The sequence below is a fragment of the Microbacterium sp. PRC9 genome, from assembly GCF_031844125.1.
In the GTDB taxonomy this organism is placed as follows: Bacteria; Actinomycetota; Actinomycetes; order Actinomycetales; family Microbacteriaceae; genus Microbacterium.
Genome location: NZ_JAUZUR010000001.1, coordinates 1 through 25,550, shown reverse-complemented (window position 1 = coordinate 25,550; position 25,550 = coordinate 1). Strand labels below are relative to the sequence as shown.

At 69.7% G+C, this 25,550-nt stretch carries 22 protein-coding genes and 3 tRNA genes; 19 read left to right on the top strand and 6 right to left on the bottom strand.

Annotated features, from left to right (window positions below; all coding sequences use genetic code 11):
* Positions 1 to 17 precede the first annotated feature (17 nt).
* Positions 18 to 506: a YajQ family cyclic di-GMP-binding protein gene (locus Q9R33_RS00125; protein WP_311292470.1), complete on the bottom strand. Its 489-nt coding sequence runs from the start codon at positions 504 to 506 to the stop codon at positions 18 to 20.
* 266 nt (positions 507 to 772) lie between these two features.
* Here Q9R33_RS00125 and Q9R33_RS00120 point away from each other — a divergent pair, with 266 nt between their 5' ends.
* The 10 genes from Q9R33_RS00120 (at position 773) to Q9R33_RS00075 (ending at position 11,975) form a co-directional block, all read left to right on the top strand.
* Positions 773 to 2,002 (top strand): maltose ABC transporter substrate-binding protein, encoded by a 1,230-nt coding sequence (locus Q9R33_RS00120; RefSeq protein ID WP_056368941.1) that lies wholly within the window; start codon positions 773 to 775, stop codon positions 2,000 to 2,002.
* A gap of 82 nt (positions 2,003 to 2,084) precedes the next feature.
* Positions 2,085 to 3,704: an ABC transporter permease subunit gene (locus tag Q9R33_RS00115; RefSeq protein WP_310245049.1), complete on the top strand. Its 1,620-nt coding sequence runs from the start codon at positions 2,085 to 2,087 to the stop codon at positions 3,702 to 3,704.
* A gap of 115 nt (positions 3,705 to 3,819) precedes the next feature.
* Positions 3,820 to 4,716, top strand: a complete 897-nt coding sequence (locus Q9R33_RS00110; RefSeq protein WP_056369875.1) for a sugar ABC transporter permease — start codon at positions 3,820 to 3,822, stop codon at positions 4,714 to 4,716.
* Between the two features lie 114 nt (positions 4,717 to 4,830).
* The gene (locus Q9R33_RS00105) at positions 4,831 to 6,807 is read left to right on the top strand and encodes a glycoside hydrolase family 13 protein (protein WP_311292469.1); all 1,977 of its coding nucleotides are present in this window, start codon (positions 4,831 to 4,833) and stop codon (positions 6,805 to 6,807) included.
* Between the two features lie 64 nt (positions 6,808 to 6,871).
* Entirely contained in the window at positions 6,872 to 7,780 is a 909-nt protein-coding gene (locus Q9R33_RS00100; RefSeq protein ID WP_311292468.1) for a bile acid:sodium symporter family protein, read from the top strand.
* 220 nt (positions 7,781 to 8,000) lie between these two features.
* Positions 8,001 to 8,501 (top strand): FBP domain-containing protein, encoded by a 501-nt coding sequence (locus Q9R33_RS00095; protein ID WP_056368946.1) that lies wholly within the window; start codon positions 8,001 to 8,003, stop codon positions 8,499 to 8,501.
* Positions 8,498 to 9,409 (top strand): PfkB family carbohydrate kinase, encoded by a 912-nt coding sequence (locus Q9R33_RS00090; protein WP_311292467.1) that lies wholly within the window; start codon positions 8,498 to 8,500, stop codon positions 9,407 to 9,409. Before Q9R33_RS00095 ends, Q9R33_RS00090 begins: the two co-directional genes overlap by 4 nt.
* 89 nt (positions 9,410 to 9,498) lie before the next feature.
* Positions 9,499 to 9,583: transfer RNA gene (locus tag Q9R33_RS00085), tRNA-Tyr, on the top strand.
* 204 nt (positions 9,584 to 9,787) lie between these two features.
* Positions 9,788 to 10,816 (top strand): PHB depolymerase family esterase, encoded by a 1,029-nt coding sequence (locus Q9R33_RS00080; RefSeq protein WP_311292466.1) that lies wholly within the window; start codon positions 9,788 to 9,790, stop codon positions 10,814 to 10,816.
* Positions 10,817 to 10,973: 157 nt separating this feature from the next.
* On the top strand, positions 10,974 to 11,975 hold the full coding sequence (locus tag Q9R33_RS00075; protein ID WP_311292465.1) for a hypothetical protein: 1,002 nt from the start codon (positions 10,974 to 10,976) through the stop codon (positions 11,973 to 11,975).
* Between the two features lie 159 nt (positions 11,976 to 12,134).
* Here Q9R33_RS00075 and Q9R33_RS00070 read toward each other — a convergent pair whose 3' ends face one another.
* Positions 12,135 to 13,727 carry an NAD(P)/FAD-dependent oxidoreductase gene (locus Q9R33_RS00070; RefSeq protein ID WP_311292464.1) on the bottom strand — a complete coding sequence of 531 codons (1,593 nt, stop codon included), beginning with the start codon at positions 13,725 to 13,727 and terminating at the stop codon, positions 12,135 to 12,137.
* Between the two features lie 59 nt (positions 13,728 to 13,786).
* Between Q9R33_RS00070 and Q9R33_RS00065 the strand changes: the two genes are divergently transcribed.
* From Q9R33_RS00065 to Q9R33_RS00035, 7 genes are all read left to right on the top strand, one after another.
* The gene (locus Q9R33_RS00065; protein ID WP_311292463.1) at positions 13,787 to 14,593 is read left to right on the top strand and encodes an inositol monophosphatase family protein; all 807 of its coding nucleotides are present in this window, start codon (positions 13,787 to 13,789) and stop codon (positions 14,591 to 14,593) included.
* 196 nt (positions 14,594 to 14,789) lie between these two features.
* Positions 14,790 to 16,604, top strand: coding sequence for a peptidoglycan DD-metalloendopeptidase family protein (locus tag Q9R33_RS00060; protein WP_311292462.1), 1,815 nt, complete (start codon positions 14,790 to 14,792; stop codon positions 16,602 to 16,604).
* A gap of 62 nt (positions 16,605 to 16,666) precedes the next feature.
* A tRNA-Thr gene (locus tag Q9R33_RS00055) sits at positions 16,667 to 16,738 on the top strand.
* A 34-nt stretch (positions 16,739 to 16,772) separates the two neighbouring features.
* Positions 16,773 to 16,846, top strand: a tRNA-Met gene (locus Q9R33_RS00050).
* A 485-nt stretch (positions 16,847 to 17,331) separates the two neighbouring features.
* A complete protein-coding gene (locus tag Q9R33_RS00045; RefSeq protein ID WP_310245059.1) occupies positions 17,332 to 18,300 on the top strand; it encodes a ThuA domain-containing protein in 969 nt (322 codons plus the stop codon).
* Positions 18,301 to 18,487: 187 nt separating this feature from the next.
* The gene (locus tag Q9R33_RS00040) at positions 18,488 to 19,228 is read left to right on the top strand and encodes an IclR family transcriptional regulator (protein WP_082497003.1); all 741 of its coding nucleotides are present in this window, start codon (positions 18,488 to 18,490) and stop codon (positions 19,226 to 19,228) included.
* A gap of 1 nt (position 19,229) precedes the next feature.
* Positions 19,230 to 19,997, top strand: coding sequence for an IclR family transcriptional regulator (locus tag Q9R33_RS00035; RefSeq protein WP_310245060.1), 768 nt, complete (start codon positions 19,230 to 19,232; stop codon positions 19,995 to 19,997).
* Positions 19,998 to 20,015: 18 nt separating this feature from the next.
* On the opposite strand, the gene Q9R33_RS00030 is transcribed toward Q9R33_RS00035, so the two are convergent.
* Genes Q9R33_RS00030 through Q9R33_RS00015 form a run of 4 tightly spaced genes read right to left on the bottom strand, consistent with a single transcriptional unit; the run spans position 20,016 to position 23,753 of the window.
* The gene (locus Q9R33_RS00030) at positions 20,016 to 20,678 is read right to left on the bottom strand and encodes a TetR/AcrR family transcriptional regulator (protein WP_310245061.1); all 663 of its coding nucleotides are present in this window, start codon (positions 20,676 to 20,678) and stop codon (positions 20,016 to 20,018) included.
* Positions 20,675 to 21,610, bottom strand: a complete 936-nt coding sequence (locus Q9R33_RS00025) for a shikimate dehydrogenase (protein ID WP_310245062.1) — start codon at positions 21,608 to 21,610, stop codon at positions 20,675 to 20,677. The genes Q9R33_RS00030 and Q9R33_RS00025 overlap by 4 nt, the downstream gene beginning before the upstream one ends.
* The gene (locus Q9R33_RS00020) at positions 21,607 to 21,897 is read right to left on the bottom strand and encodes a Dabb family protein (protein ID WP_056368979.1); all 291 of its coding nucleotides are present in this window, start codon (positions 21,895 to 21,897) and stop codon (positions 21,607 to 21,609) included. The genes Q9R33_RS00025 and Q9R33_RS00020 overlap by 4 nt, the downstream gene beginning before the upstream one ends.
* Positions 21,898 to 21,905: 8 nt before the next feature.
* Entirely contained in the window at positions 21,906 to 23,753 is a 1,848-nt protein-coding gene (locus tag Q9R33_RS00015; protein ID WP_311292461.1) for a TIM barrel protein, read from the bottom strand.
* A 133-nt stretch (positions 23,754 to 23,886) separates the two neighbouring features.
* Between Q9R33_RS00015 and Q9R33_RS00010 the strand changes: the two genes are divergently transcribed.
* Both Q9R33_RS00010 and Q9R33_RS00005 read left to right on the top strand, forming a co-directional pair.
* Positions 23,887 to 24,642 (top strand): IclR family transcriptional regulator, encoded by a 756-nt coding sequence (locus tag Q9R33_RS00010; protein WP_311292460.1) that lies wholly within the window; start codon positions 23,887 to 23,889, stop codon positions 24,640 to 24,642.
* A 47-nt stretch (positions 24,643 to 24,689) separates the two neighbouring features.
* Positions 24,690 to 25,406, top strand: coding sequence for an IclR family transcriptional regulator (locus Q9R33_RS00005; RefSeq protein ID WP_311292459.1), 717 nt, complete (start codon positions 24,690 to 24,692; stop codon positions 25,404 to 25,406).
* The last annotated feature ends 144 nt before the right edge of the window (positions 25,407 to 25,550 follow it).

Sequence of the window (25,550 nt, the reverse complement as noted above, 5' to 3'; positions counted from 1 at the left end):
CCCGATCGCGGCTCGCGTCAGCGGTAGTTGACGAACTGGAGGTCGACGTCGAGGTCGGACGCCTTCAGCAGGCGCTGAACCTCCTGCAGGTCGTCGCGGGACTTCGACTGCACGCGCAGCTCGTCGCCCTGGATCTGCGACTTGACGCCCTTGGGCCCCTCATCGCGGATGATCTTCGAGATCTTCTTCGCGTTCTCCGTCGAGATGCCGTCCTTGATCGTCGAGACGATGCGGTATTCCTTGCCGCTGGCGAAGGGCTCGCCCGACTCGAGGCTCTTCAGCGAGATGCCGCGCTTGATGAGCTTCGACTGGAAGACGTCGAGCACGGCCTTCGCGCGCTCCTCGGTGCTGGCCTTGATGAGCACGGACTCACCGCTCCACTCGACGGAGGCCCCGGTGCCCTTGAAGTCGTAGCGCTGCTCGATCTCTTTGCGCGCCTGATTGAGGGCGTTCTCCGCCTCCTGGTGGTCGACCTTGCTGACGATGTCGAACGAAGAATCTGCCATGGCGGGCAGTCTATCGGCGGCTCCCGTGCAGCGCGGGAGAACAGATGCTGCTGCAAGCGGTTCCAGTCGGATCTCCATGTGCAAGCGATTCCATGCGGGCGCTGAAAGTCACGGCGAGGTATCGATCCGAGCCCGATGTTGCCATATGCAGTCTGCTGAGTTACAAATGTAAGCGCTTGCATTTCCGCAGGCGAGAGTCGAACCCGCACCGTCGCGACCGACAGTGCGGCCGGACTCACTCAGCACTCCAGAGAGGCACTGCACCGATGAAGGTGAACAAGAAGAGCTGGCTCGCGCTCGGCGGTCTCGCCGTCGCGTCGATCGTCCTCGCGGGTTGCGCGGGCAGCGGTGACGACACCGGTTCGACCGACGAGGGCGACGCCACGTCGACGCTGACCGTCTGGGTCGACTCCGAGCGCGTGGACGCGCTGAAGGGCGCCGCCGACGCGTACAGCGAGAAGACCGGTGTCAAGGTCGACCTCGTCGGCAAGGACGTCGGCAAGATCAAGGACGACTTCATCCAGCAGGCGCCGACGGGCAAGGGCCCCGACGTGGTCATGGGTGCGCACGACTGGCTGGGCGAGCTCTCGACCAACGGCGTCGTGGCGCCGATCGAGCTCGGCGACACCGCCGGCGACTACCTCCCGGTCGCGCTCCAGGCCTCGAACTACGACGGCACCACCTACATGCTCCCGTACGCGGTCGAGAACATCGCGATCCTCCGCAACGCCGACATCATCCCCGAGCCGGCCACGAGCTTCGACGACATGATCGCCAAGGGCCAGGCCGCCGGCCTCACCACGCCCTTCGTCGTGGAGCAGGGCGTCGAGGGCAACCCGTACCACCTGTACCCGTTCCAGACGGCGTTCGGCGCTCCGGTGTTCGGCACCGACGCCGAGGGCAACTACGACCCGACCGACCTGCAGATGGGCAGCGAGGGCGGCTTCCAGTTCGCCAGCTGGCTCGGCGCCCAGGGTGCCGCGGGCAACTTCAACACCGACATCGACGGTGACATCGCCAAGACCAAGTTCCTCGAGGGCGAGTCGGCCTTCTGGCTCACCGGCCCGTGGAACGTCGGCACGGCCACCGACGCCGGCATCAACGTCGCGATCGACACGATCCCGAGCCCGACCGGCGCCCCGGCCCAGCCGTTCGCCGGTGTGAAGGGCTTCTTCGTGAGCTCGGAGTCCGACAACAAGGTCGCCGCGAACGACTTCCTCGTCAACTACATCGGCACCGAGGACGTCCAGCTCGAGCTGTTCAAGGCCGGCAACATCCTGCCCGCCCTCACCGCCGCTGCCGACACGGCTGCGTCCGACCCGATCATCGCCGGCTTCCAGGCCGTCGGCGCCGACGCGGTGCCGATGCCCGCGATCCCGGCCATGGGTTCGGTCTGGCAGTACTGGGGCATCGCCGAGGCCGCCATCATCAACGGCGAGGACCCGACGACGACGTGGCAGAAGCTCGTCGACGACGTGAGCGCCGCCATCAAGTAACACCCTGCGGTCGAAAGACCGCGACAGGCGACCGGGACGGATGCCGCGGCATCCGTCCCGGTCCCGATCTCGAGGACGATCGATGACCGACACTGTTCAGGCCGACACGGCCGAGAAGACGCCGACGCCGACGCCGCGTCAGCGCAGCGCCGCGCGGATCGCCGATGCCGCTGGCGGCAAGGTGCGCTGGGTGGTGCTGAAGATCGCGCTGCTCGCCGTCGTCGACGCGCTCGCGCTCTACGCCGTCTTCGTGCTCTTCCTCCACAACGAGTGGCTGGTGCTGACCCTCGTCACGGCCGTCACGATCCTCGTCAACTGGATCTACTTCTCGCGCCGCACCATTCCCGCGAAATACCTGACGCCGGGCATCATCCTGCTCGTCGTGTTCCAGATCTTCACGCTGGTCTACACCGGCTACATCGGCTTCACGAACTACGGCACCGGCCACAACGGCTCGAAGGACCAGGCGATCGCCTCGCTCATGCGGTCCTCGCTCGTCCGCGTCGAGGATTCGCCGACCTACGACGTCACCGTCGTCGAGCGCGTCGGCGAGCTCGGCCTGCTGGTCACCGATCCGACCGACGGCGAGGCATCCCTCGGCACCAACCAGAAGCCCCTCGAACCGGTCGACGCCACGATGGAGGGCGGCAAGGCCGTCGCCGTGGACGGCTGGACGACCCTCACCTTCGCCGACGTGCTTGCGCGCAGCAATGACGTCGAGCAGCTCGCCGTTCCCTACAGCACCGATCCCAACGACGGTGCGATCCGTACGCAGGACGGCCAGAAGGGCTACCTCTACACGTCGACGCTCGTCTACGACGCCGATGCCGACACGATGACCGACACCGCCACCGGCACGGTGTACTCCGACACGGGGGAGGGTGCGTTCACCTCGGAGTCCGGCGAACAGCTCATGCCGGGCTGGCAGGTGTTCGTGGGGTTCGAGAACTTCGTGCGGGCGATCACCGACGCGTCCATCCGCGGGCCGCTCATCTCGGTCACCCTGTGGACGTTCGTGTTCGCCATCGTCTCGGTCGCCTCGACGTTCTTCCTCGGGCTGCTGCTGGCCATGCTGTTCCAGAACAAGCGCATGCGCTTCAAGAACGGGTACCGGATCATGCTGATCCTGCCGTACGCGTTCCCGGCGTTCCTCGGTGCGCTGGTATGGGCGGGCATGATGAACAAGAGCTTCGGCTTCATCAACCAGGTGCTGCTGGGCGGCGCCGAGATCCCGTGGCTCACCGATCCGGTGATGGCGAAGGTCTCCGTGCTCCTCGTCAACCTCTGGCTGGGCTTCCCTTACATGTTCCTGGTGTGCATGGGGGCGCTCCAGGGCATCCCCGAAGAGGTCAACGAGGCCGGCGTGATGGACGGCGCCAGCCCCTGGCAGATCTTCCGCCGCATCAAGCTGCCGCTGCTGCTGGTGACGGTCGCGCCGATCCTCATCGCGTCGTTCGCGTTCAACTTCAACAACTTCAACCTCATCTACATGCTCACCGGCGGCGGGCCGAGGTTCGAGGACGCGGCGATACCCGTGGGCCATACCGACCTGCTGATCTCGATGGTCTACAAGGTCGCCTTCACCGGGCAGAACCGCGACTACGGACTCGCCTCGGCGTTCACGATCCTCATCTTCATCGTCGTGGCCGTCATCGCGATCATCAGTTTCCGCAAGACCAAGGCCCTCGAGGAGCTGAACTGACATGTCTGAGTCCCAGGACCGTCTCGCTCACCCTGACAAGACCGTCGCCCGGAACGCGACCCTCGCGGTCGCCGCCGGCGGCACCGCCGCGCAGTTCGAGACCGAGGTGGGCGGCATGGCGCCGTCCCCCAAGGCCGACAAGCCCGCTCGCCGTCGCCCCTTCGGAAAGTGGTTCCGCGACACCGGCTGGCGCCACGTCGTCGCGATCATCGGCTCGATCTTCGCGATCTTCCCGCTCGTATACGTGCTGTCGTCGTCGCTGAACGGCAACGGAACGCTGACGGGAAGCAACCAGCTGTTCTCCTCGATCAGCCTCGACGCCTACGTCCGCATCCTCACGAACCCGCAGGTGCCGTACGGCCAGTGGTTCGTGAACACGATGATCGTGGCGCTGATCACCGGATTCTCGATGGTGTTCATCGGCGCGCTCGCCGCCTACGCGTTCTCGCGCATGCGCTTCAGCGGACGCCGCGTCGGGCTCATCACGATCGTCGTGGTGCAGATGTTCCCGCAGATGCTCGCCGTGGTCGCGATCTTCCTCATGTTCAGCGCGATCAGCGACTGGTTCCCCGCGATCGGGCTCAACACCCTGAGCGGTCTGATCCTCATCTATCTCGGCGGCGCGCTGGGCGTGAACACGTATCTCATGTACGGGTTCTTCAATACGATCCCGCGTGAACTCGACGAGGCGGCGAAGATCGACGGTGCAGGACACGCGCGCATCTTCTTCACGATCATCCTGCGCCTGGTCGCGCCGATCCTCGCCGTCGTCGGCCTGCTGTCGTTCATCGGTCTCATCAACGAGTACATGATCGCGAGCGTGCTGCTGATCGATCCCGACAAGCAGACGCTCATCGTCGGACTCACGAAGCTCGTCTCCAACCCGCGCTACGCGGACTGGTCGGCCTTCGCGGCCGGTGCGGTGATGGCGGCGATCCCGGTCGTCATCGTCTTCCTGCTGCTGCAGAAGTACATCGTCGGCGGCCTCACCGCCGGCGCCACGAAGGGCTGATCGCGCACAGCTGATCCGAGAGCGGATGCTGCGCCGGCTGCGTGCTGTCGCAGCATCCGCTCTGCGATGATCGAGGCGAGCACCGCCACCGCCCGCCTGACGAAAGGCCGAGCCATGACGACCCTCCTCCCTCACCATGACGGCTCGCCGCTGTACGTGTCCGACCTCGCGCCGCAGCTCGGCGACGTGGTCACCGTGCGGCTGCGCGTGCCGGCGGGCTACGGCCCCCTTGCGGCGGTGCGCACGAGGTCCAATCCCGATCACGAGCCGGAATGGACGGATGCTGCCCCCCTCGGCTCCGCCGACGGCTGGGAGTGGTGGGAGGCACCCGTCACCGTGCGCAACCCGCGGCACGGCTACCGCTGGGTGCTCGTGCATGAGGACGGGCGCATCGAGTGGCTGAACCAGACCGGCCTCCACGCGATCGAGACCCTCGACGCCGAGGACTTCGCGCTCGTCGCGTACCCGGCGCCCCCGACGTGGCTCACCGACTCCGTGACGTACCAGGTGTTCCCCGACCGCTTCGCGCGGTCGGCGCAGGCCGACACGCACCCGACCCCGGACTGGGCGATCCCGGCGACCTGGGACGACCCCGTCGACCCCGTCGTGCCGGCGCGCTCGCAGCAGTTCTACGGCGGCGACCTCGAGGGCGTCATCGAGAAGCTCGACCACCTCGTCTCGCTGGGCGTCAACCTGCTCTACCTCACGCCGATCTTCCCTGCGGCGTCCAACCACCGCTACGACGCGTCGAGCTTCGACCGCGTCGACCCGCTCCTCGGCGGCGATGAGGCCTACGTCCGGCTGATCGAGGCGGCGCATGCCCGCGGCATCCGTGTCATCGGCGATCTCACGAGCAACCACTCGGGCGATCGGCACGAGTGGTTCCAGGCGGCGCTCGGCCACCCCGGCGCCCCGGAGGAGGAGTTCTACTACTTCACGGATGACGCGAACACCCGGTACGAGTCGTGGCTCGGCGTGCCGAGTCTGCCCAAGTTCAACTGGGCGTCGCAGGAGCTGCGCGACCGGTTCATCGAAGGCCCCGGCTCCGTCGTCGCGAAGTGGCTCAAGCCGCCGTACTCGGCTGACGGCTGGCGCATCGACGTCGCCAACATGACCGGGCGCCTCGGCTCCGTCGACCTCAACGCCGAGGTGCGGCAGCTGCTGCGGCGCACGATGATCGAGATCAACCCCGACACGATCCTGCTGGGGGAGTCGACCAACGACGCCGCGAGCGACCTGCAGGGCGACGGCTGGCACGGCGCCATGACGTACCCGTCGTTCACGCGGCCGGTGTGGGGGTGGCTGTCCGAGCCGACCCACGCGCCGTACCTCACGTACGACGGCCGTGAGGCGACCGAGCCGTGGTTCTTCACACAGCCGATCGGCGGCATCCCGCGATACACCGCGCGGCAGTTCGTCGACGCCGTGGTGCGCTTCACCGCCGGCATCCCGTGGCGTGTGCGGCTCGGCAACATGCAGCCGCTCGACACGCACGACACCGGGCGCTTCGCCACCAACGCGGCGCCCGGAACGGTGCCGGTCGCGGCAGGCCTCATGATGACGCTCCCGGGCCTGCCCGTGATCTTCGCGGGCGACGAGTTCGGCCTCGTCGGGGTCGACGGCGAGGCGAGCCGCACCCCGATCCCATGGGGCACCGAAGGCGAGCCGGCGGTGGCCGAACGGCTCGCGCTGTACCGCGAGCTCGTCGCGCTGCGGCACGCGCACCCGGTCCTGTCGACCGGTGGCCTGCGCTGGGTGCATGTCGACGACGAGTCCGTCGTGTTCGTGCGGGAGGCCGTCGACGAGACGCTGCTCGTGCTGGCGGCGAAGGGCGACGCGGATGCCGAGATCCCGGCGGGCGCGCTCCCGGGCGCCGCTGCGGCCGAGGCGCTCGTCGGCGACGCGACTCTCGCGGTGGCCGGCGACGGGGCGGTGCTGCTGTCGGCCGACGGGCCCGCGTTCGCGGTGTGGCGGCTCGCGGGCGTAGAGGTGCCCGCACCCGAGCCGGAGGCGGCGACGGCGGACGAGGTGTCGCGCGGCGTGGTGTCGGCCGACGAGACCACTCCCGCAGAGCAGGTCGAGTCCGCCTGACGATACCGGCGCGGGCTGTGGACAACCGTGACACGCAGTCGCATCGTTTGGCACACTGAGTCCCATGTCAGAGTTGACCACCATCGGCCTGCCCGTGGCCCTCGGAATCATCATGTTCGGGCTCGGCCTGAGCCTCACCCTCGGCGACTTCGCCCGCGTCCTCAAGCAGCCGAAGGCGGTGGTCGTTGCGCTGCTGTGCCAGCTCGTGCTGCTGCCCCTGATCTGCTTCGGGCTGGTGCTCGCGTTCCAGCTGCCGCCGATCCTCGCGGTCGGCATGATGATGCTCGCGGCGTCGCCGGGCGGCACCACCGCCAACCTCTACAGTCACCTGTTCCGGGGCGACGTGGCCCTGAACATCTCGCTCACGGCCGTGAACTCGGTGATCGCCGTGTTCACACTCCCGCTCATCACCAACCTCGCGATCCTCTACTTCGACCCGTTCGACGACCAGCTGGGTCTGCAGTGGGCGAAGACGCTCGAAGTCTTCGCGATCGTGCTGCTGCCGGTGGCGCTCGGCATGATCGTGCGCCGCTTCTGGCCGCGCTTCGCGAAGGCGATGGACAAGCCGGTGCGCATCGCGTCGGTGATCATCCTCGTCGTCGTGATCGCCGGCGCCGTCGCGCAGAACTGGGCGCTGCTGCTCGAGAACTTCGGCCGCCTCTCGCTCATCACGATCGTGTTCTGCCTCGTCAGCCTCACGATCGGCTACTTCGCGCCGCGCCTGGTCAAGGTCGGCAGGCGGCAGTCGATCGCGTCATCGTTCGAGATCGGCATCCACAACGCGACGCTCGCGATCGTCATCGCGGTCAGCGTGCTCGGCTCGGACGAGCTGTCGCTGCCGGCTGCGGTGTACGGCGTGCTGATGTTCTTCATCGCTTTCGGATTCGGCTTCCTGATCCGCGATCGATCCGGCGCCGCCGAGGATCCGTCGCCCGACGCCGTGGATGACGTCGCCACCCCCACGTCGGCGTGACCCGTCGTCTGCGGGTCGCCGCGTCTCCCTGCCACGGCCCCCGCGGCCGCCGCGGCCCCCGGCCGTGAGACGACAACTGCCGGACGAGACCCTGGGTGTTCCCCACGGTCTCGTCCGGCGACTGTCGTCTCACGATGGATGCTGCGGCGGAGGGCCGCGGCGAAGACGCGGGGTGGCGGCATCCGTCGTCCTTCGTAGACTGGGCGGGCGAGGAGGTGCCATGCGCCCACTGACCGAAGACGAGTTGCGTTCCGCGTTCGTGAACGCCTCCGCCGACGAGCTGCGTCTCGTCACCCTGCCTCACGACTTCGTGCTCACCGACTGGGATCACCTGGACTTCCTGGCGTGGCGCGACCCGCGCACCCGCGGTCGGGGCTACCTCGTCGCCGAGATCGACGGCGAACCCGCCGCGATCGTGCTGCGCGGCGCCGAGGGCTCGTCCCACGCGCGCGCGGCGCTGTGCAACCTGTGCCACACGATGCAGCCCGCCGACCAGGTCACCATGTACACGGCGCGCAAGGCCGGCGAGGCCGGCGTGCACGGCGACAGCGTGGGCACGTACATCTGCGCCGACCTGTCGTGCCACGAGAACGTGCGCCTCGCGCCGCCGCTCGCGCCCAACGAGGTGCGGGCGAGCGTCGATATGAAGATCGACGGCACCCGCCGGCGCACGGAGGCGTTCGTCGGCCGGGTGCTCGAGACGGCGGGAGTGCGGCGATGACGGTCGTGGTGGTGGGCGACGCGCTCATCGACGAGCTGCGTGACGACCACGGCGTGCGGGAGTTCGTCGGGGGAGCCGCGCTCAATGTCGCGGTCGGCCTCGCGCGGCTCGGCGTGCCGGCGGTCCTCGTCGCGATGCTGGGCGACGATGAGCCCGCGTCGCGCGTCAGGCGCTACCTCGCCGACTTCGGCGTCGGGCTCCTCGCGACGCCGTCGCTGCTGGGCACCGCACGCGCCGTGAGCACGCGCTCCGGCGCAGGCGAGCCCGTGTACGAGTTCAACGAGGCGTCACAGCGGCGACGGATCCGCTTCGGCGACGCCGAGCGCCAGGCCTTCGCCGATGCCGACCTCGTCGTCGTGAGCTGCTTCGCCTTCGACGACGCCGAGCAGGCCGCGGAGCTGGCCGACGCGATCGCCTCGGCGGGGGCGCCCGTCGCGGTCGATCCCAACCCCCGCACCGGCATGATGCACGACAAGGACGAGTTCGTGCGCGGCTTCGAGGCCCTCGCGGCCGGGGCCGCCCTCGTGAAAGTCGGCGAGGACGACGCGGCGCTCCTGTACGGCGAGCCGCTCGACGCTCTGCGCGCCCGTCTGATCGATCTCGGTGCGCGCGCGGTGCTGGCCACCGAAGGCGCAGCCGGTGCCACGATCGAGGCCGGCGAGGTCGTGGTGACGCGGCCGATCTCGAACCTGCCCGGCCGCATCGTCGACACGATGGGCGCGGGCGATGCCGCCTTCGCGGCCACCGTCGCCGCGCTTGTCGCGAGGACGCCGGAGAGCGCCGACGACTGGGACACGGCGCTGGTCTCGGCGATGGACTCGGCAGCCGCGACGTGTCGTTTCGAGGGGGCGCTGCTGCGTACGCCGAGCGCGCTCGAGGGCCTCGACATCGACCACATCGGCACGTAGAGCGGGCCGATTTCAGACCTCGGGCATCTACGCGTAATATGGTGGATCGCGCCTCCGGTCGTCTGGAAAAGTCGGACGGGTGCGCACCTGGCGAGTTACCCAAGCGGCCAAAGGGATCTGATTGTAACTCAGCTGTCATCGACTTCGGGGGTTCGAATCCCTCACTCGCCACCAACCAGCCAACGCCGAAACGCGCCCCGCTTGCGGGGCGCGTTTCGGCGTTTCTGACCAGTGCCGGGGATTCGAACCGCGGCGCGCACGGATGACGGCGATCAGTGCGCCCGTCATATTCCGAGTGCGCCATCGACGCGATCTTCGTGCACTGCTAGCCTTCAAAAACCGAGCGAGCGCTCGGGATTTGAGAACGAAGGAGTTCTGATGATCGCGACGACGCGAACACGAGCACGTGCGATGCTCGCCACGGGAGTGGCCCTCGCCCTCGCGGCGGGAGGCATCGTCCTCGGGGCGGCCCCCGCCACAGCGGCAGGTGGCCCGGCGCAGTCCTGCGCGCGCACCCTCCCGGTCGGCGCATCCACGCTGGAGGTGACCTTCGCGGGAGAGACCTACGGCGTCCTCGTCCAGGTGCCCGACGCGCCGCTGCGTCGCGAGCTGCCGCTCGTCGTCGACCTCCACGGGTCGAACGCGAACGGCGGCGTGCAGGCCGACATCTCGGATCTCGGAGAGATCGGCGCCGCCGAGGGCTTCATCGTCGTCAACCCGACCGGCGACATCGAGTTCCCCCGGACGCTGCCCGACGGCAACTGGGCCTGGAACGTTCCCGGGGTGCCGCTGACCTCGGGCACCTACCCCCCTGCGGGGTCTCGCGACGACGTCGCCTTCCTCCGCGCCGTCGTCGACGCGGTGGACGCGGCCGGGTGCGTCGACGAGCGCCGCGTCTTCGCCACCGGGTTCTCCGGCGGCGGCCGTATGGCGTCGGCGCTCGCGTGCGAGGCATCCGACGTCTTCGCCGCGATCGCACCGGTCGCCGGTCTTCGCGCCGGGCGCCCGGACCCCGCAGAACTCTCCGAGCCCGTGGCCGACTCCTGCTCTCCCGACAGGCCGGTCGCCGTCGTGACCTTCCACGGAACCGCCGACTTCGTCAACCCGTACCCGGGCAATGCCGACCCCCGCTGGGGATACACCGTCCAGCTGGCAGCCGAGCGCTGGGCCGGGCTGAACGAGTGCCGTCGCGGCCCGATCGTCACGCCGGCGGCGGCCGGGATCACCGCCTACTCGTGGTCGAACTGCGCCAAGCAGGCCGACGTGGTGCTCTACGAGGTGGCGGACGGCGGCCACACCTGGCCCGGAACCGACGTCGACCTCTCGCCGCTGGGCGCCGTCACGCAGGAGATCAGCGCCTCGCAGATCATGTGGGACTTCTTCAAGGCCCACCCGCGCCGCGGCTGAGTCCGGCTCGTTCGAAGCGCCGGGGCACCCGGCTCCGGCGCTTCGAACCAAGCGCGGGATCATCCAGGGTCGAGACCACGCGGATCCGCCTGCGCACGCCCGGGCGGCATGTCAGGATGGGCGGTGCAGGCACTCCGCCCGTCACGAGAGGAACGCCATGACCGCGCCCGACCCGTATGCGACGCCCGCTCCGAGAGGGGAAGAAGGGCGGACGGATGCCTCGCCCTCGCCGTTGCTGCGGATCGCCATCTGGGTCGCGATCGGCGCCCTCATCGCCGCGGCGCTCGTCTGCGTCGTCTGGGTGCTCATCGGAGGGCAGAACGGCCTCATCGGACGGGCGTTCCTGACGATCCTCCTGCTCGTCGCGTTCGCCGGGGTCGCCATCCTCGACGCCCACCTCGCGCCGCAGCGTCCGGCCTGGTTCGCACTCGCGAGCATGGCGTCGTGGATCATCGCACTCCTGCTCGGCGCCGTCATGATCTGGATGCCGGAGCGCTACTACTGGATCGGATTCTCGAAGTTCGTCCAGTTCCTGCTGATCGTGCTGATCCTGCAGCTCGTCCTGCTGCATGTGCGCCTCTACATGAAGGCGCTCCAGCGTCACGACACGCCTTTCACCCGCACCGTCGCGGTCATCACGATCGCGCTCGTGGTCGGCCTCGCGGCCCTGCTGATCATTCCGCTGGCGTTCGGCGAGTGGCTCATCCTCGCCGACCTCTACTGGCGCATCGTGGTCGCCGTCGCGATCCTGGCGGCGGTCGGCACGGCGCTGCTGCCGCTCGTGAACGTGCTGCTCGCGCCGAAGAAGCCCCGCTCCCACGTCGCGTACCCGGCCCTCGCCGCACCGGTCGCCCCCGCCGCCATCACCGCGCCGGGCGGCGCTCCGGCCCCGCAGGAGCTCCTCCCGTGGCCGACGTACGTCGACGGCGCCACGCCGTTGCCGATGCTGCCTGACGGCTCGCCCGACTGGAACGCGTATTACACGGGGTACCCGTCGCCGGGCGCGCACGTCTTCACGCGGATCGAGCCGGCTCCGTCCGCGCAGCTGCCTGGCCCGCAGGCTCCCGCGCTCGCCGAGCCCGCCGCCCCGCAGCCGCCGGCGACGGCGCCGGGGTACGAGGGCTACCCGCCGCCCCCGCCGCTGCCCCCGCGCCCCTGAGCGCCGGACCCGCTGCGGGTCGCAGCATCCGACTCCTTCTCGCTCGACAGGTCAACCGGGGTTCTGCAGGAGAGTTCGAGCCGATTCCCTGCTGTGGAGCCGCGGTTGACCTGTCGAAGCGCGTTCACACGCTGCGCACCCGACCTCGGCATCGCAGGTTCACCGCCCGAGCAGCTCCAGCGCGGCCATGGCGGCGTTATGGCCGCCGAGGCCGCTGACCGCGCCGCCGCGGCGCGCCCCGGAACCGCACACCAGCACGGTCGGATGCTGCGTCGCCACGCCCCAGCGTGCGGCGGGCGTGTCGAGCGGCTCATCGTCGCCCGCCCACGGCCACGAGAGCGGCCCGTGGAAGATGTCGCCGCCCACCATGCCGAGCGAGCGCTCCAGGTCGGCCGTGGTCCGCGCCTCGACGCACAGCGTGCCGTCGGGAGCCTCGTAGAGGCAGTCGGCGATGGGCTCGGCCAGCACCGCGTCCAGCGAGCGCTGGGCCGCGTCGAGGAGCGCCGCGCGCGCAGCATCCGTGTCCCGTCCGTCCACGAGGCGGTGCGGCACCTGGAGGCCGAAGAGCGTCAGGGTGTGCGCGCCCGATGCGCGCAGCTCGGGACCGAGGATGGTCGGGTCGGTGAGGGAGTGGCAGTAGATCTCGGCCGGGAGGGGATCAGGGATGCTGCCGCCCGCCGCCGCCCGGTACGCGTCGTCGAGCTGGGTCATGGTCTCGTTGACGTGGAAGGTGCCGGCGAACGCCGCCTCGGGGGAGACGTGCGCGTCGCGGAGACGGGGGAGCCGCTTCAGCAGCATGTTGACCTTCAGTTGCGCGCCCTCGGGTGTCGGTGCGTCGGCCAGAGGGGTATCTGCGCCGCCGGCCGCGAGCAGGCGCGAGAGCACCGCCGGGCCGACGCCGCTGAGCACCAGCTGCGCGTGCATGACGCCACCGCCGGCGAGCGCGATCTCGCCGTCCGGCGTCACGGCGGTCACCTCGGTCTCGGTGCGCAGCTCGGCTCCCGCCGCGGTCGCGGCGCGCGACAGTTCGGCCGTCACACGGCCCATGCCGCCGACGGGCACGTCCCAGTGCCCGGTGCCGCCGCCGATCACGTGGTAGAGGAAGCAGCGGTTCTGGCGGAGGCTCTCGTCGTCGGCGGAGGCGAAGGTGCCGATGAGGCCGTCGGTGAGCGCGATGCCGCGGGCGATGTCGGTGTCGAACGACGACCGGAGCACGTCGCCCAGGGGGCGCTCGAAGAGGTCGGACCAGAGCCGGTCATCGCCGAGCTCCGCCCGCACCTCTCCTTCGCGGCGGAGCGGCTGCGTCATCGAGGGGAAGAGGAGTCGCGCGATCGGCTCGATCCGGTCGGCGAAGTCGCCGAAGCGCGTCGCTTCGCCGGTGCTCCCGGTGACGCGGGCGAACGACGCGGCGGTTGCCGCGGCATCCGCGGTGTCGATCAGGACGCCCCTCGCGGGAGCCGCAGGATCGGGCGTGTACGAGGAGTAGCGGCGTCGGAGGAGCCGGATGTCGAGCCCGAGGTCGTCGACGATGCTCTGCGGCAGCAGGCTCACGAGATAGGAGTAGCGCGAGAGCCGTGCGTCGACTCCCGCCCACGGCCGCTCCGACACCGCGGCTCCGCCGACGTGGTCGAGCCGCTCGAGGACGACGACCGAGCGTCCGGCTCGGGCCAGATACGCGGCGGCGACGAGGGCGTTGTGACCGCCGCCGACGATGGCGACGTCGAAGCGGGGGGACCGGGCGGCAGCGACCATGGGCTCCACGCTACCCAGGCGTCCGCTCGAGCAGCGCGCCGCTTCGTTACCGTGGAGGCATGAGCCTCGAGCACGACCTCGAATCCCTTGCCATCGACATCGCCCGCGAAGCCGGGGAGCTCGCGCGGACCCGCCGTGAAGCGGGCGTCGCGATCGCGGCGACCAAGACCGCGCTCGCCGACATCGTCACGGAGGCCGACCGCGAGGTCGAGGCGCTGATCCGCGCCCGGCTGAGGGCTGCGCGCCCCGAGGACGGCTTCCTCGGTGAGGAGACCGGCGGCGACCGTGGCACGACCGGCGTCACGTGGGTCGTCGACCCTATCGACGGCACCGTGAACTACGCCTACGGCATCCCTTCGTACGCCGTGAGCATCGCCGCCGTGCAGGGTGAGCCGACGCCCGAGGCGTGGGAGGCGCTCGCCGGCGTCGTCTACACCCCGGTGCTCGGCGAGATGTTCCACGCCGCCCGCGGCGAGGGAGCGTGGCAGGGGGTGAACCGGCTCGCCGTCAACCCAGAGGTCGGAGGAGCGGGCGCCCTCCTCGCGACCGGGTTCGGCTACGACCCCGCGACCCGGCCCGCAGACATCGAGCTCATCGGCCGCGTCATGCCCGCCGTGCCCGCGCGCGACCTGCGTCGCGGAGGATCGGCCGCCAGCGATCTGGCGTTCGTGGCCGCCGGGCGCCTGGACGGGTACTTCGAACGCGGGCTCGCCCCGTGGGACCTCGCGGCGGGGTCGCTGCTCGTGACGGAGGCGGGTGGCCGATTCGGCCGGGCGGAGCCCGACGGCGGTCCGCGCGCCCCCCTCATCGTGGCCGCGACTCCGGCGATCTTCGACCGCCTGGCGGCGGCAGCGGGACTCGCGTGAAGACGCGGTTCTCATCGAATCCTCACCAAACGCGCCCCATGAAATCCGAGCCGCACATGGCATTCCCAGGACGCCCGGGGTAGTGTTTACCCGATCGTTACCTTCGCCACCCGAACGGCGGAGGGGTCCTTTTGCCCGAAGACCGCCTTGTCGCGAACACCCCCCTCGCGGCACGACCTGAGAGCCTGCTTCCGCTTTGCCTTTCGACGCCCCCCAGGCCGGATCTGCGCCCACACGCCGCTCCAGTCGACCCTCCGCAGCGCCCGCCCAGGCGACGCCGGAGGCATCCGGGGCAGGCCGTGCGACCGCGCGGCGGCAGGCGGCCAGCACCGCTGCGGAGCGTCCCGCGGTCGTGTGGGGTCGTCCGATCGAGTCGAAGCGAACGGATGCTGCCGCCACCCCTTCGGTGAAGCCCGAGGCGACGTCGTACGTCGCGTCGACCGCTGAGGTCGCGGCTCCGGCGACTCCGGTCCTTTCCGTCCCGGTGGCTCCGGCTCCCGTGGCGACGCCGGTCGAGCCCGTGGCCCCGGCGCCGTCGTCGGTCGAGCTTCCGGCGGCGTCCGGCCCCGTCATCGAGCCCGTCGCGCCGCGCGCCCGTCTCCGTTCGTCGGCTGCCGCCGCCGCGCCCGTTGCCGAGCAGGTGAGCCGACGCTCGCGTCGCTCCCAGACCGCCGAGCAGCCCGTGACCGCCGTGCCGCCGATCGCCCCCGTCGCTCCCGCCGAGCCTGAGCGCCCTGCTGCGGCGTTCGAGGCCGGACTGCCGACACGCGAAGAGCCGGCACCGTTGCTCGACACCGTTCTCGCTCCCGCAGAGCCGTTCGAGCTTCTGGAGCCCGTCGCGATCGCCGAGTCGCCGGCCTCCTCCACCACCGCCGTTCCGGCGCCCGTGTCGAGTGCGACGCCGACCGAGGGCGCATCCACGTGGAAGGCCGACTCCTTCGATGGGCTTCTCGCCGCCGAAGCCGCTGAGACGGTGGCCACGACCGCGCCCGCGGTCGAGGCGGCCGCACCGCAGCCGACGGCAGCGCCCACCGAGTCGCCGGCACCCACCCCGAAGCCGGCCGAGCGGCCCCGCACCGAGCGCGTCGAGCCCCTGACCGGCCCGATCCCCGCGCCCGCAGCATCCGGAGTCGACGAGTTCGAAGCCGCATCCCGCCTGTTCGCCTTCACCGGCGAGACCCCTGTCCAGCAGCCCGCGCCCGAGGCGGCGCCCGAGGCAGAGGCGACGCCGCACGCGGCGCCCCGCCGCGCGCAGGCCCGTCGTGGTTCAGCCTTCAAGCGCGTCGCCACCGCGTCGTTCTCGGTCGGTGTCTTCGGCATCGTCGGTCTGATGGCCGTCGGCATGACGACCCCGGCCGAAGCGGTAGCCGCGGTCAACGGCACGGAGGCCTCGCTGTCGGTGCTCGCCGTCGGCGACGACTCGGCGCCGCTCATGGATGAGGCCGAGATCCAGGCGTATGTCGCTCCTGGCGACGCGCAGAGCGACACCCTCCAGCGCACCGAGAACTACGCGACGACCACCACGGCGCAGCTCGCGTCGGAGGCGGGGATCAAGAACTTCTCGAACCTCTTCCACAACAACCCGAACTCGAACGTCCAGTGGCCCTTCGCGGTCGGTGTGACGATGTCGTACGGGTTCGGCATGCGCTCCGGCCGCATGCACGAAGGCATCGACTTCACGCCCGGCAACGGCGCTCCCGTGCAGGCGATCGCCGACGGCACCGTCCGCGTCGCCTCGGAGGCGGGCGGCGCCTACGGCGTGCATGTCATCATCGACCACATCGTCGACGGGCAGCTGGTCTCGAGCCACTACGCGCACATGCAGTACGGCTCGCTGCAGGTCAGCCCCGGCCAGCACGTCACCGTCGGCACCATCATCGGCCGCACCGGCAACACGGGCCGCTCGTACGGCGCCCACACGCACTTCGAGATCCTCGACAACGGCACCACCGCCATCGACCCGTGGCCGTGGCTTCAGAAGTACACCGACGGGACCCACACGGTGGGTTGAGTGGTTCGGAAGGATGCCACGCCTCTGGTATCCTCTTCTAGTTGCCTGCTTGCAGGCAGCACGCCCCGATAGCTCAGTGGCAGAGCACTTCCATGGTAAGGAAGGGGTCGTCAGTTCAATCCTGACTCGGGGCTCGCAGCATCCATTTCGTGACCGTTGGATGCGTATGGCAGGGTAGCTCAGTTGGTGAGAGCGCACGACTCATAATCGTGAGGTCGCGGGTTCAAGCCCCGCTCCTGCTACAGAAGAATCTCGGGTTCGCGCTCCTCTCGCAGCAAAGTGCTCGCCCGGCCTCGAGCCGATGCTCACGACCAGTGAACTCGTCGAGTGTCTCGGCGTGCCTCGCGCAGGCGATCTGCGATCGGCGCCGATGGCCGGGGCTCAGCCGGCATTCGTGTCGCGAAATCCGGGTTCGACATTGGCCGTGCACGCCACCCGCCCGTCAGCGGACAGTGCCCGCACGTGCGACTACTCCGTGCCGGTCGGACGGACCCGATCACGTGCAACGGGCTCTGCCGGGGCCATGCCGGACGGCGATCGTTCACGCCATCCCGACGCGGCTCCACCGGCGATCCATTGAGCGGGTCGACGTCGGATCGCGCCCCGGCTTACTGGGTGGAACGGACTTTGCCTGGATCGCTCGCCGCCGCCTAGATTGCCACCAGCCCCCGGACCAGCGCGTGTGACGCATCAAGGGGAGACAGCACGCACGATCAAAGGAGATCACATGAAATCGCTCATACGCTCCGGCATCACCCTCGTGGCCGCAGCGGCTCTCGGGGCCGGCTTGGTGGTCGGCGGAACGGCGCTGAACACCGAGAAGGGCAACGGGAACGGCCTCGGCGGACAGCCGGCGACCGCCAGCCAGATCTACCTCGACGAGATCAAGGACTACGGCGTCTGCCGTGGAACCGACCCGTCGTGCTACCACGAGTGGGGCAACGGCTGGAAGGAAGGCGAGGAGAAGAAGATCCTCATCTGGAGCCGCACCGCCGGCCCGCGTCACGCGCACCTCGGCACCGCCCTCGGGCCCGGCCTCAACCCGCCTCTCAACGCCAACAACGTCGCCCAGGCCACCCTCGTTCAGTGGGCGGCTGAGCGCGGCATCAAGGCCGATTACACCGAGGACCTCTCGCAGTTCCGGCTGAACAACTACCAGGCCGTCATCTTCCTCAGCTCCAACCGCGACACGCTCGATGACACCGCGCAGACCACGCTCATGCAGTACATCCGCGGCGGCGGCGGATTCGTGGGCATCCACAACGCGTTCGGCGCGGAGTACAGCTGGCAGTACTACGAGGGTCTGCTCGGCGGGGCGAACTTCTACAACCACGGCCCGAACCGCGACGGAACCGTCGAGACGATCAACAACCGCGATGTCTCGACCACGGGCATGCCCCAGACGTGGGCCTTCAAGGACGAGTGGTACAACCTCATTCCGTACCCGAGCTTCGTCAACGTGCTGCTCGAGGTCGACAAGGCCACGAGCGAGGCCACACCTGCGGGCCACGGTGAGAACCACCCCGTGAGCTGGTGCCAGTACTACGACGGCGGCCGCGCATGGCTGACGACCCTCGGTCACGACAACGCGGCCTGGCAGGGCACCCTCCCCGGTGACGGCGACGCGTTCTTCAAGGAGCACGTGGTGTCGGGCATCGAGAGCGCGATGGGCATCAAGTCGTTCTGCACCGTCTGACGCCGGCGTAAGAGTCCACGGACTCTCACGGCCGAGGCCCGGGCTCGTCGACACGACGGGTCCGGGCCGTCGCCCCGCTCCGGTGGCGGTGGCCCGCGAGGGCGCCCCGTCCCATTGAGTGGAACCATTCCCGCGGCGAAGCCCCGTTCGCTTTGCCGCCTCCTCTCACCCGACAGATACTGCACACATGAGATCCGCCCCCAGGCAAGAGCCGGTTTCCGTGCTCGACCGGATCCTCGCCATCCTCGAAACAGTCCGCGAATCACACGGATCGACGACGATCACGCAACTCGCGCTGGCCACCGGCATCCCCAAGTCCACGGTGTCGCGTCTCGTCGGAGACCTCGTCCGGCAGCGCTACCTGACCCGCACGGCCGAGGGCGTGGTGATCGGTCTGCGCCTGTTCGAACTCGGCGCGCGCGCCAGCACACCGCGCCGGCTCAGCCTGGCCGCTCTCCCGGTGTTGGCCGAGCTCTTCAACGCGACCGGCGAGCACCTCAACGTCGCCGTCCAGGAGGGCAGCGAGATGCTCTCTGTGGTCTCGGTCCGCGGTCGACTGAGACCGGCGCCATCCCATGCGGGGGTCCGCGTGCCATCGATCACGACCGCCCTCGGCAAAGCGGTGCTGGCCTTCACCCACGACGAGCTGGCGTTCGGCAGCGTGGTCACCGGACTCGACCTGCGCAGCCGCCTCACGTTCGAGAAGGAGCTCGTGTCGGTCCGCACGGAGTGGGTCGCGATCGACAGGTGCGAGACCTTTCCAGGCGTGGTCGGCGTCGCGAGCCCCGTGCTGTCGCCGGATCGGATCCCCGTGGCCGCGATCTCGGTCGCGGGGCCGGTCACCGACATGGATCCGAACCGGATGGCGCCGCTCGTCCGTCACGCGGCACTCGCCCTCACCAACCGGTTGGCGCTGCAGGTGGCCTGAGATGAGCGACGCAGACGGCGACGCACTCGGCGTGCTCGACCGCATGACCCGCATCCTCGAGGCATTCGACCAGGACGACGGCGGCATGGGGATCTCGGAGCTCGCGCTGCGCGCCGGTCTGCCCAAATCGACGGTCTCGCGCCTCGTGGGCACGCTCGTGCGCCAGCGGTACCTGGAACGGGACGGCAAGCACATCCACCTGGGTCTGCGGCTCTTCGAGCTCGGTCAGCTCGCACAGCAGCCGCGGGAGCTCAGAACGGCGGCGCTGCCGGTCATGGCAGACCTGCGCAACAAGACCGGCCAGAACGTGCACCTGGCCATCCGTGACGGCCACGAGATGGTCTGCATCGCCGTGATGCGGGGCCGATCGACGACGCCGTCCCGCGCGCGGACCGGCGGTCGGCTGCCGATGCACGCCACCGCACTCGGGAAGGCGTGTCTCGCCCTGGCCTCGCCCACGGACGTGGACCAAGTGCTCGCGGGGGAACTCGAGGCGTGGACGCCGCGCACGATCACAGACCGCCCCGCGCTCCGCCGTCAGCTGGCCGACATCCGCCGCGGCGAACTCGCGGCGGAAGTGAGGGAATTCGCGCCCGACGTGTCGTGCGCAGCCGTTCCCGTCCGCGGGCCTGCCGACTCCGTGGCGGCCGCCGTGTCGGTGTCGGGGCACGCGGACGACGTCGATCCCGGACTCTTGGAGCAACCCCTCCGCGCGGCGGCCACCGCGCTCGGACTTCGCCTGGCGACGATGCGGTCTCCTCTGCGCTGAGTCGCGGCGGCACCAGGGTCAGGCGGCCGGGCGAGTCGTCATCGTGGCGACGATCATGTCCCCGATGAGCCGGCGGTGCGAATCCTGCAGGCTGGGAGCCAGCATGTCCCGGTCGAAGATGGCGGCGAACGTGTGCCGGTTGGCGACATGGAAGCACGCGTACGCGCTGATCATCATGTGCACGTCGACCGCGTCGACATCGTCGCGGAAGACCCCGGAGCGCACGCCGCGCTCGATGACTTGTTCCAGCAGGGTGATCGCGGTCACATTCTCGCGCAGGATGGTCTCGGACCGCCGCAGGTGCTCAGCACGATGGATGTTCTCGATGCTCACGAGCTGTATGAACGCCTGGTGCGTCGTGTGATGGACGTACGTGGCTTCGGCGATGGTGCGCAGGGCCTCGTCCGGAGACAGCTCCTCGATCCGGATGTCGCTCTCCACCCGGCGGATCTGGGCGTAGACCCGCTCCAGGACCGCCAGGTACAGACCTTCCTTCGAGCCGAAGTAGTAGTAGATCATCCGCTTGGTCGTCCGCGTACTGGCGGCGATCGCATCCACTCGCGCCCCCGCGAAGCCGTTCGCGGCGAATTCCGCGGTGGCCACCGCGATGATGTCGCTGCGCGTCCGCACCGCCCGCTCGGTGGCCGCCCCGTCCGGCGCCTCGCGCACCCGATCGCTCATCGAGGTTTCCCTTCGGATGCGGCATGCCGCTCCTCCGCCGCGATGAGCTCGCGGAAATGCTGCTGCATCCGTTCGCGATCCGGCTCGATGCCGGTGATGATGCGGAGGCTGGCCCACGCCTGGCCCACGGCCATCCGACCGCCGTCAAGCACCGGGTGGCCCCGCTCAGCCGCCTGGTTAATGAGTTCGGTCTCGAGAGGGCGATAGACCACGTCTGACACCCAGGTTCCCGGCCGCAGCAGGTCGAGATCGAAGGCGACGCCCGGATGATGGAGCATGCCCATCGGCGTGGCGTGGACCACGCCGGTCGCGCCCGCGATGGCGTTGGCCAGCTCGTCGGGTTCGATGGTGTGCACTGTCTGGCCCGGGAAGTGCCGCCGCATGCGCGCGGCCAGCTCCTCCGCGCGAACGGAGTCGGAGTCCGACAGGCCGAGATGCTCAGCACCCTGGGAGAGGAGCGCGTACGCCGTCGCTGCGCCTGCGCCGCCGCAGCCGATCTGCACGACGTGGTCGAGCGATGCGCCGGGCAGACCGGCCACCAGTCCGTCTCGGAAACCCATCCAGTCCGTGTTGTACCCCAGCAGGCGGTCGCCGTCGAACACCACAAGATTGACCGCTCCCAGCCGCGCGGCATCCGTGTCCAGCTCGTCGACGATCTCGAGCACCAGTTGCTTGCAGGGGTGGGTGATGTTCATGGCGGCGAAGCCCGCCGACCGGGCCTCGGCCAGGATCGCTCCGACGTCCGTCGCCGGCCGGCCGAGCTCGATCAGGTCGAAGATGCGGTACTCGTAGTCCAGGCCGAGCTCGAGCGCCTCCGCCTCGTGCATCGGGGGCGTGAGCGAGGCGCCGATGCCGTCGCCGATCAGACCGACGAGATAGCGGCGGACGTCCGGCTCCGACGTGGACCGAGGGTCGCGATGCGGGTCCGTCATGATTCTCCCGGTATCTCGAAGTCGACGGTCGCGAGCGACGCTTTCACCGGCCCCGAGATCCTGAGTACCTCTTGGTGCGCCGGATGCCGGTTGTAGGCGTCGAGCCCCTCGAGGTCGTCGAAGTCGGCGACGATCGCCATCTCGTGTGACGCCGGGCCGCCGAGTACATCGGTGCCCACGCTGAGGCCGCGCAGTTCGGGGATCTGCTCGGGAAGCCGGCGCAGCAACCGCATCCAGTGCTCGCGCTGCTCGCTCGTGAACTCGGGCACGAACCGGAAGACCGCCACGTGCCGGATCATTCCGGCACCACCTGAGCGGCGCGACGGTGCTGGTACTGCGCCGCCAAGCGGATCGGCGCGTTCAGAGCGCCGTAGCCCGAGTATCCGTCACGGCGCTCCACCACTTCAAGGAACACCGTGCCGATGGGCCCTGTGTAGAAATGCAAGAACTCTCCGGATTCGTCGTGGTCGTACATGACATTCAGCTCCCGCAGCTCGTCGAGGAGCGCGGTCTCGATCTGGTAGCGCGCCCCGATGTCGTCGTAGTAGTTCGCCGGGATGTCGAGAGGCGTGAATCCGCGCTCGCGAGCCGCGCGGGCGAGTGAGAGAACATCGGATGCCGCGAACGCGATGTGCTGTGGCAGGATCGCGTCGTCGGCGGCTCCTGAGGGAACCAGGTTGAGTGCGACTCGCACCACGCCGTCGGCGCTGTGGAGGACCTGGCTGCGCACGAGCCCGACCGGCGCGGCGACCTCTGTGGAGGCCTCGGCGTGCAGGTCGAGGACCGAGCGCAAGAAGAGCACCGCGGCGTCGAAGTGCTGCCACGGCTGCGCCAGGTTGATGTGGTCGACGCGCTCGATGAGATCCGGCCCAGCTGCGTCGTCCGCGGTGCCGAACTCGCTCACCCAGCCCGGCTCGGTTCCGCCTGCTGCGCCGAAGAACACCTCGGAGCCATCCGGCGCTCGGACGCCGACCAGGGTCTCCTCACCTGCGCCCTGCTCGCGCGGCACCTCGGGCGCGAAGAGATCCTCGGCCCGCCGGAGCGCCGGTGCGGGGTCGTCGACAGAGAGGCCGATTCCCGCGACCGTCGGCTGACGAGACTGGCGGTCGGGCGCGCCCAGCACGATGCGGGCGTCACCCTGAGACCAGAGCTCGACGTTCTTCGTGCGGTGCCGTCCGTGGGAGCGGAAGCCGAGCTGCGAGAGCAGCTGGCGCAGGGCGGGCAGGGCGGCGGTGCGCAGTTCGACGTAGTTGACATCGGCGGGCTGCGCCACCTCGGGAAGCCTGCGGGTCGACATGCGCGCGGCGCGGCCGCCACCGCGGTCGCCGAGCGCCATCGCGGTCTCGTGCTCGAGCCATCGCAAAGACCGACGGGCATCGATCGCCGTGGCGACCGGATCGGACTGACGGAAGGTGTCGTTGAAGATCTCGAGCGAGACGGGGCCGTCGTAGCCGGTGCGGACGAGATGCGCCATGAACTCCCCGAGCTGGAAGCCGCCCTCCCCGGGGAAGAGCCGATGGTGCCGGCTCCAGGAGAGCACGTCGAGGGAGAGCAGCGGTGCGTCGGCCATCTGGACGAAGAAGATCTTGTCGGCTGCGATGGTCTCGATCGCTTCAGGACTGTGGCCCTTGGAGAGGATGTGGAAGCTGTCGAGACAGAGGCCGATGCGGGGATGGTCCGCGAGTCGCACGATGCGGGCCGCCGCCTCGTAGCTGTCGACGAAGCGGCCCCAGGCGAGCGCCTCATATGCGACCCGGACGCCGTATCGCTCGGCGGCGTCGCCCAGCTGGCACAGCTGCGCGGCAGCGAGCTGCTCGTCGCCGCTGCGCGCGGTCGCGACGTTGCTGCACAGCAGCATCGTGTCGATGCCCAGACGGTTCATCAGCGCGAACTTCGCCTCGGCGCGGCGCAGGTTCTGCTCGAGCAGCTCAGGTCCCACTCCCTCGAAATCGCGGAAGGGCTGGTACAGGTCCAGGGTCAGGCTGAGTTCCTTGGCGCGCCCTCGGATCTGCTCGGGGGAGTGCGGCGAGGCGACGAGGTCGGGCTCGAAGATCTCCACCCCGTCGAAGCCCGCGAGGCTTGCCGCGGCGAGCTTCTCGTCGAGGGTCCCGCTGAGGCAGACCGTGGCGATCGACGTGCGCATGGCACCCTTCCTGCGGCGCCGACACCGGTGTCGCATCATCCGTGGATAGCGTTGCATAGGTCCGTACTAACTAGTACGTTCGAAAGAGGTTGAATCGAGGTTGATTCAACCTGCTGAGAGGGGGTGCTCGACGATGAGTCTCGCCGAATGGAACACGCCGCACGGTTCGGCCGACAGGCCGGTGTCGGTGCTCGACCGCATCATCGCGGTGCTGGATGCCGTCAAGGAGGCGGACGGAGCGACGACGATCACCGACATAGCGGCCCGTACCGAGCTCCCGAAATCCACTGTCTCGCGACTGGTCGCCGACCTCACCGGCCAGCGGTATCTGGAGCGTACCGATGAGGGTATCTCTCTCGGTCTCAGGCTCTTCGAGCTGGGCACACGGGCGAGCGTCCCTCGCCGGCTGGTGAATGCGGCCGCACCCGTCATCCGTAGCCTCTGCGATGCCACCGGCGAGCGTGTGGGCCTGTGGGTCCAGCAGGGCACCGACATGGTGTCCATCGCCGCCGTGGCCGGGCGCCTCCCGATGCTTCCCGCCCGCGCCGGTCTTCGCACGCCCGCGCTGACGACGGCCAGCGGCAAGGCCTATCTCGCGTTCTGCGCCGACACCTCCGTCGTGAATCGCATCAGCGCGTTGCTCGTCGCCGACGACGCCGACCACTTCCGCGAGGAGCTGGCGCGGGTGCGTTCCGCCGTGGTGGCGACGGACGTCGGAGCCTCCTACCCGGGAATCCTTGCCGTCGCGACGCCGGTGCTGTCGAGCGACAGGGTCGTGCTGGGCGCGATCTCGATCGCCGGGCCCAGCGACGCGATGGACCCCGAGCGTGTCGCACCGTTGGTGCGGGCTGCGGGTGCCAGCGTCACCCGGCGGCTCGCAGCGGCGTAGCGATGCGCACCGCGAACTGGACCGATTCCGTCAGCGTCCTCGATCGGGTGACGGCCGTCTTCGACGCGTTCGGCGAGCAGGACGATGGGCTCGGCGTCTCTGAGCTGGCGCGCCGGGCGAACCTGCCGAAGTCCACGGTGTCGCGCATCGCCACCGACCTCGTCGCCCAGCGCTTCCTTGACCGCGATGGCGACCTGCTGTACCTCGGGGTGCGGCTGTTCGAGCTCGGACAGACGGTGGAGTTGCCGCGCCGCCTGCGCCAACGCGCGCTCCCGGTGATGAAAGAGCTTCGGGACGTTACCCACCAGACCGTCCACCTGGCGGTGCTCGACGAGTCCGATGTCGTGGTCGTGGCGGTCATGCGCGGCGAGCCCGCGTTCCGTCCGCCGGTCCGGATCGGCGGGCGCCTTCCCGCGCACGCGACGGCGCTCGGCAAGGCCATGCTGGCGTACTCGCCGCACGACGCGGTCGTGCGCGCGACCTCGTGCGGCCTCCAGAGGCGAACACCTCACACCATCACCGAACCGCCGACGCTGCTGCGCCAGCTTGTCGACATCCGTGCGCTGGGCTTCGCTGTCGAACGCGAGGAGTGCGCGCTCGAGCTGACCTGTATCGCCAGCGCGATCCTCGGCCACGGCGGGCTGCCCACGGCGGCCATCTCCGTCGCCGGCACGGTGGGCGGCCTGGTGCCCGACCGCGTGGCTCCCGCCGTGCGCGCTGCCGCGGCGACGCTGAGCCGCCGCCTGATGGCGTCGGCCAGCTGACCTCCGACCGCACCCTCGCCGCCCACCCGTCGCCGCTTCGAGGAACCGTGGCTCCCACCCCGCTGCCCTTCGGACCAGGACCCGCTGCCCTTGCGCAGGCAGAAGAAGAGGGGTGGGGGGGGCGGGGCCCCCCCCCCCCCCCCC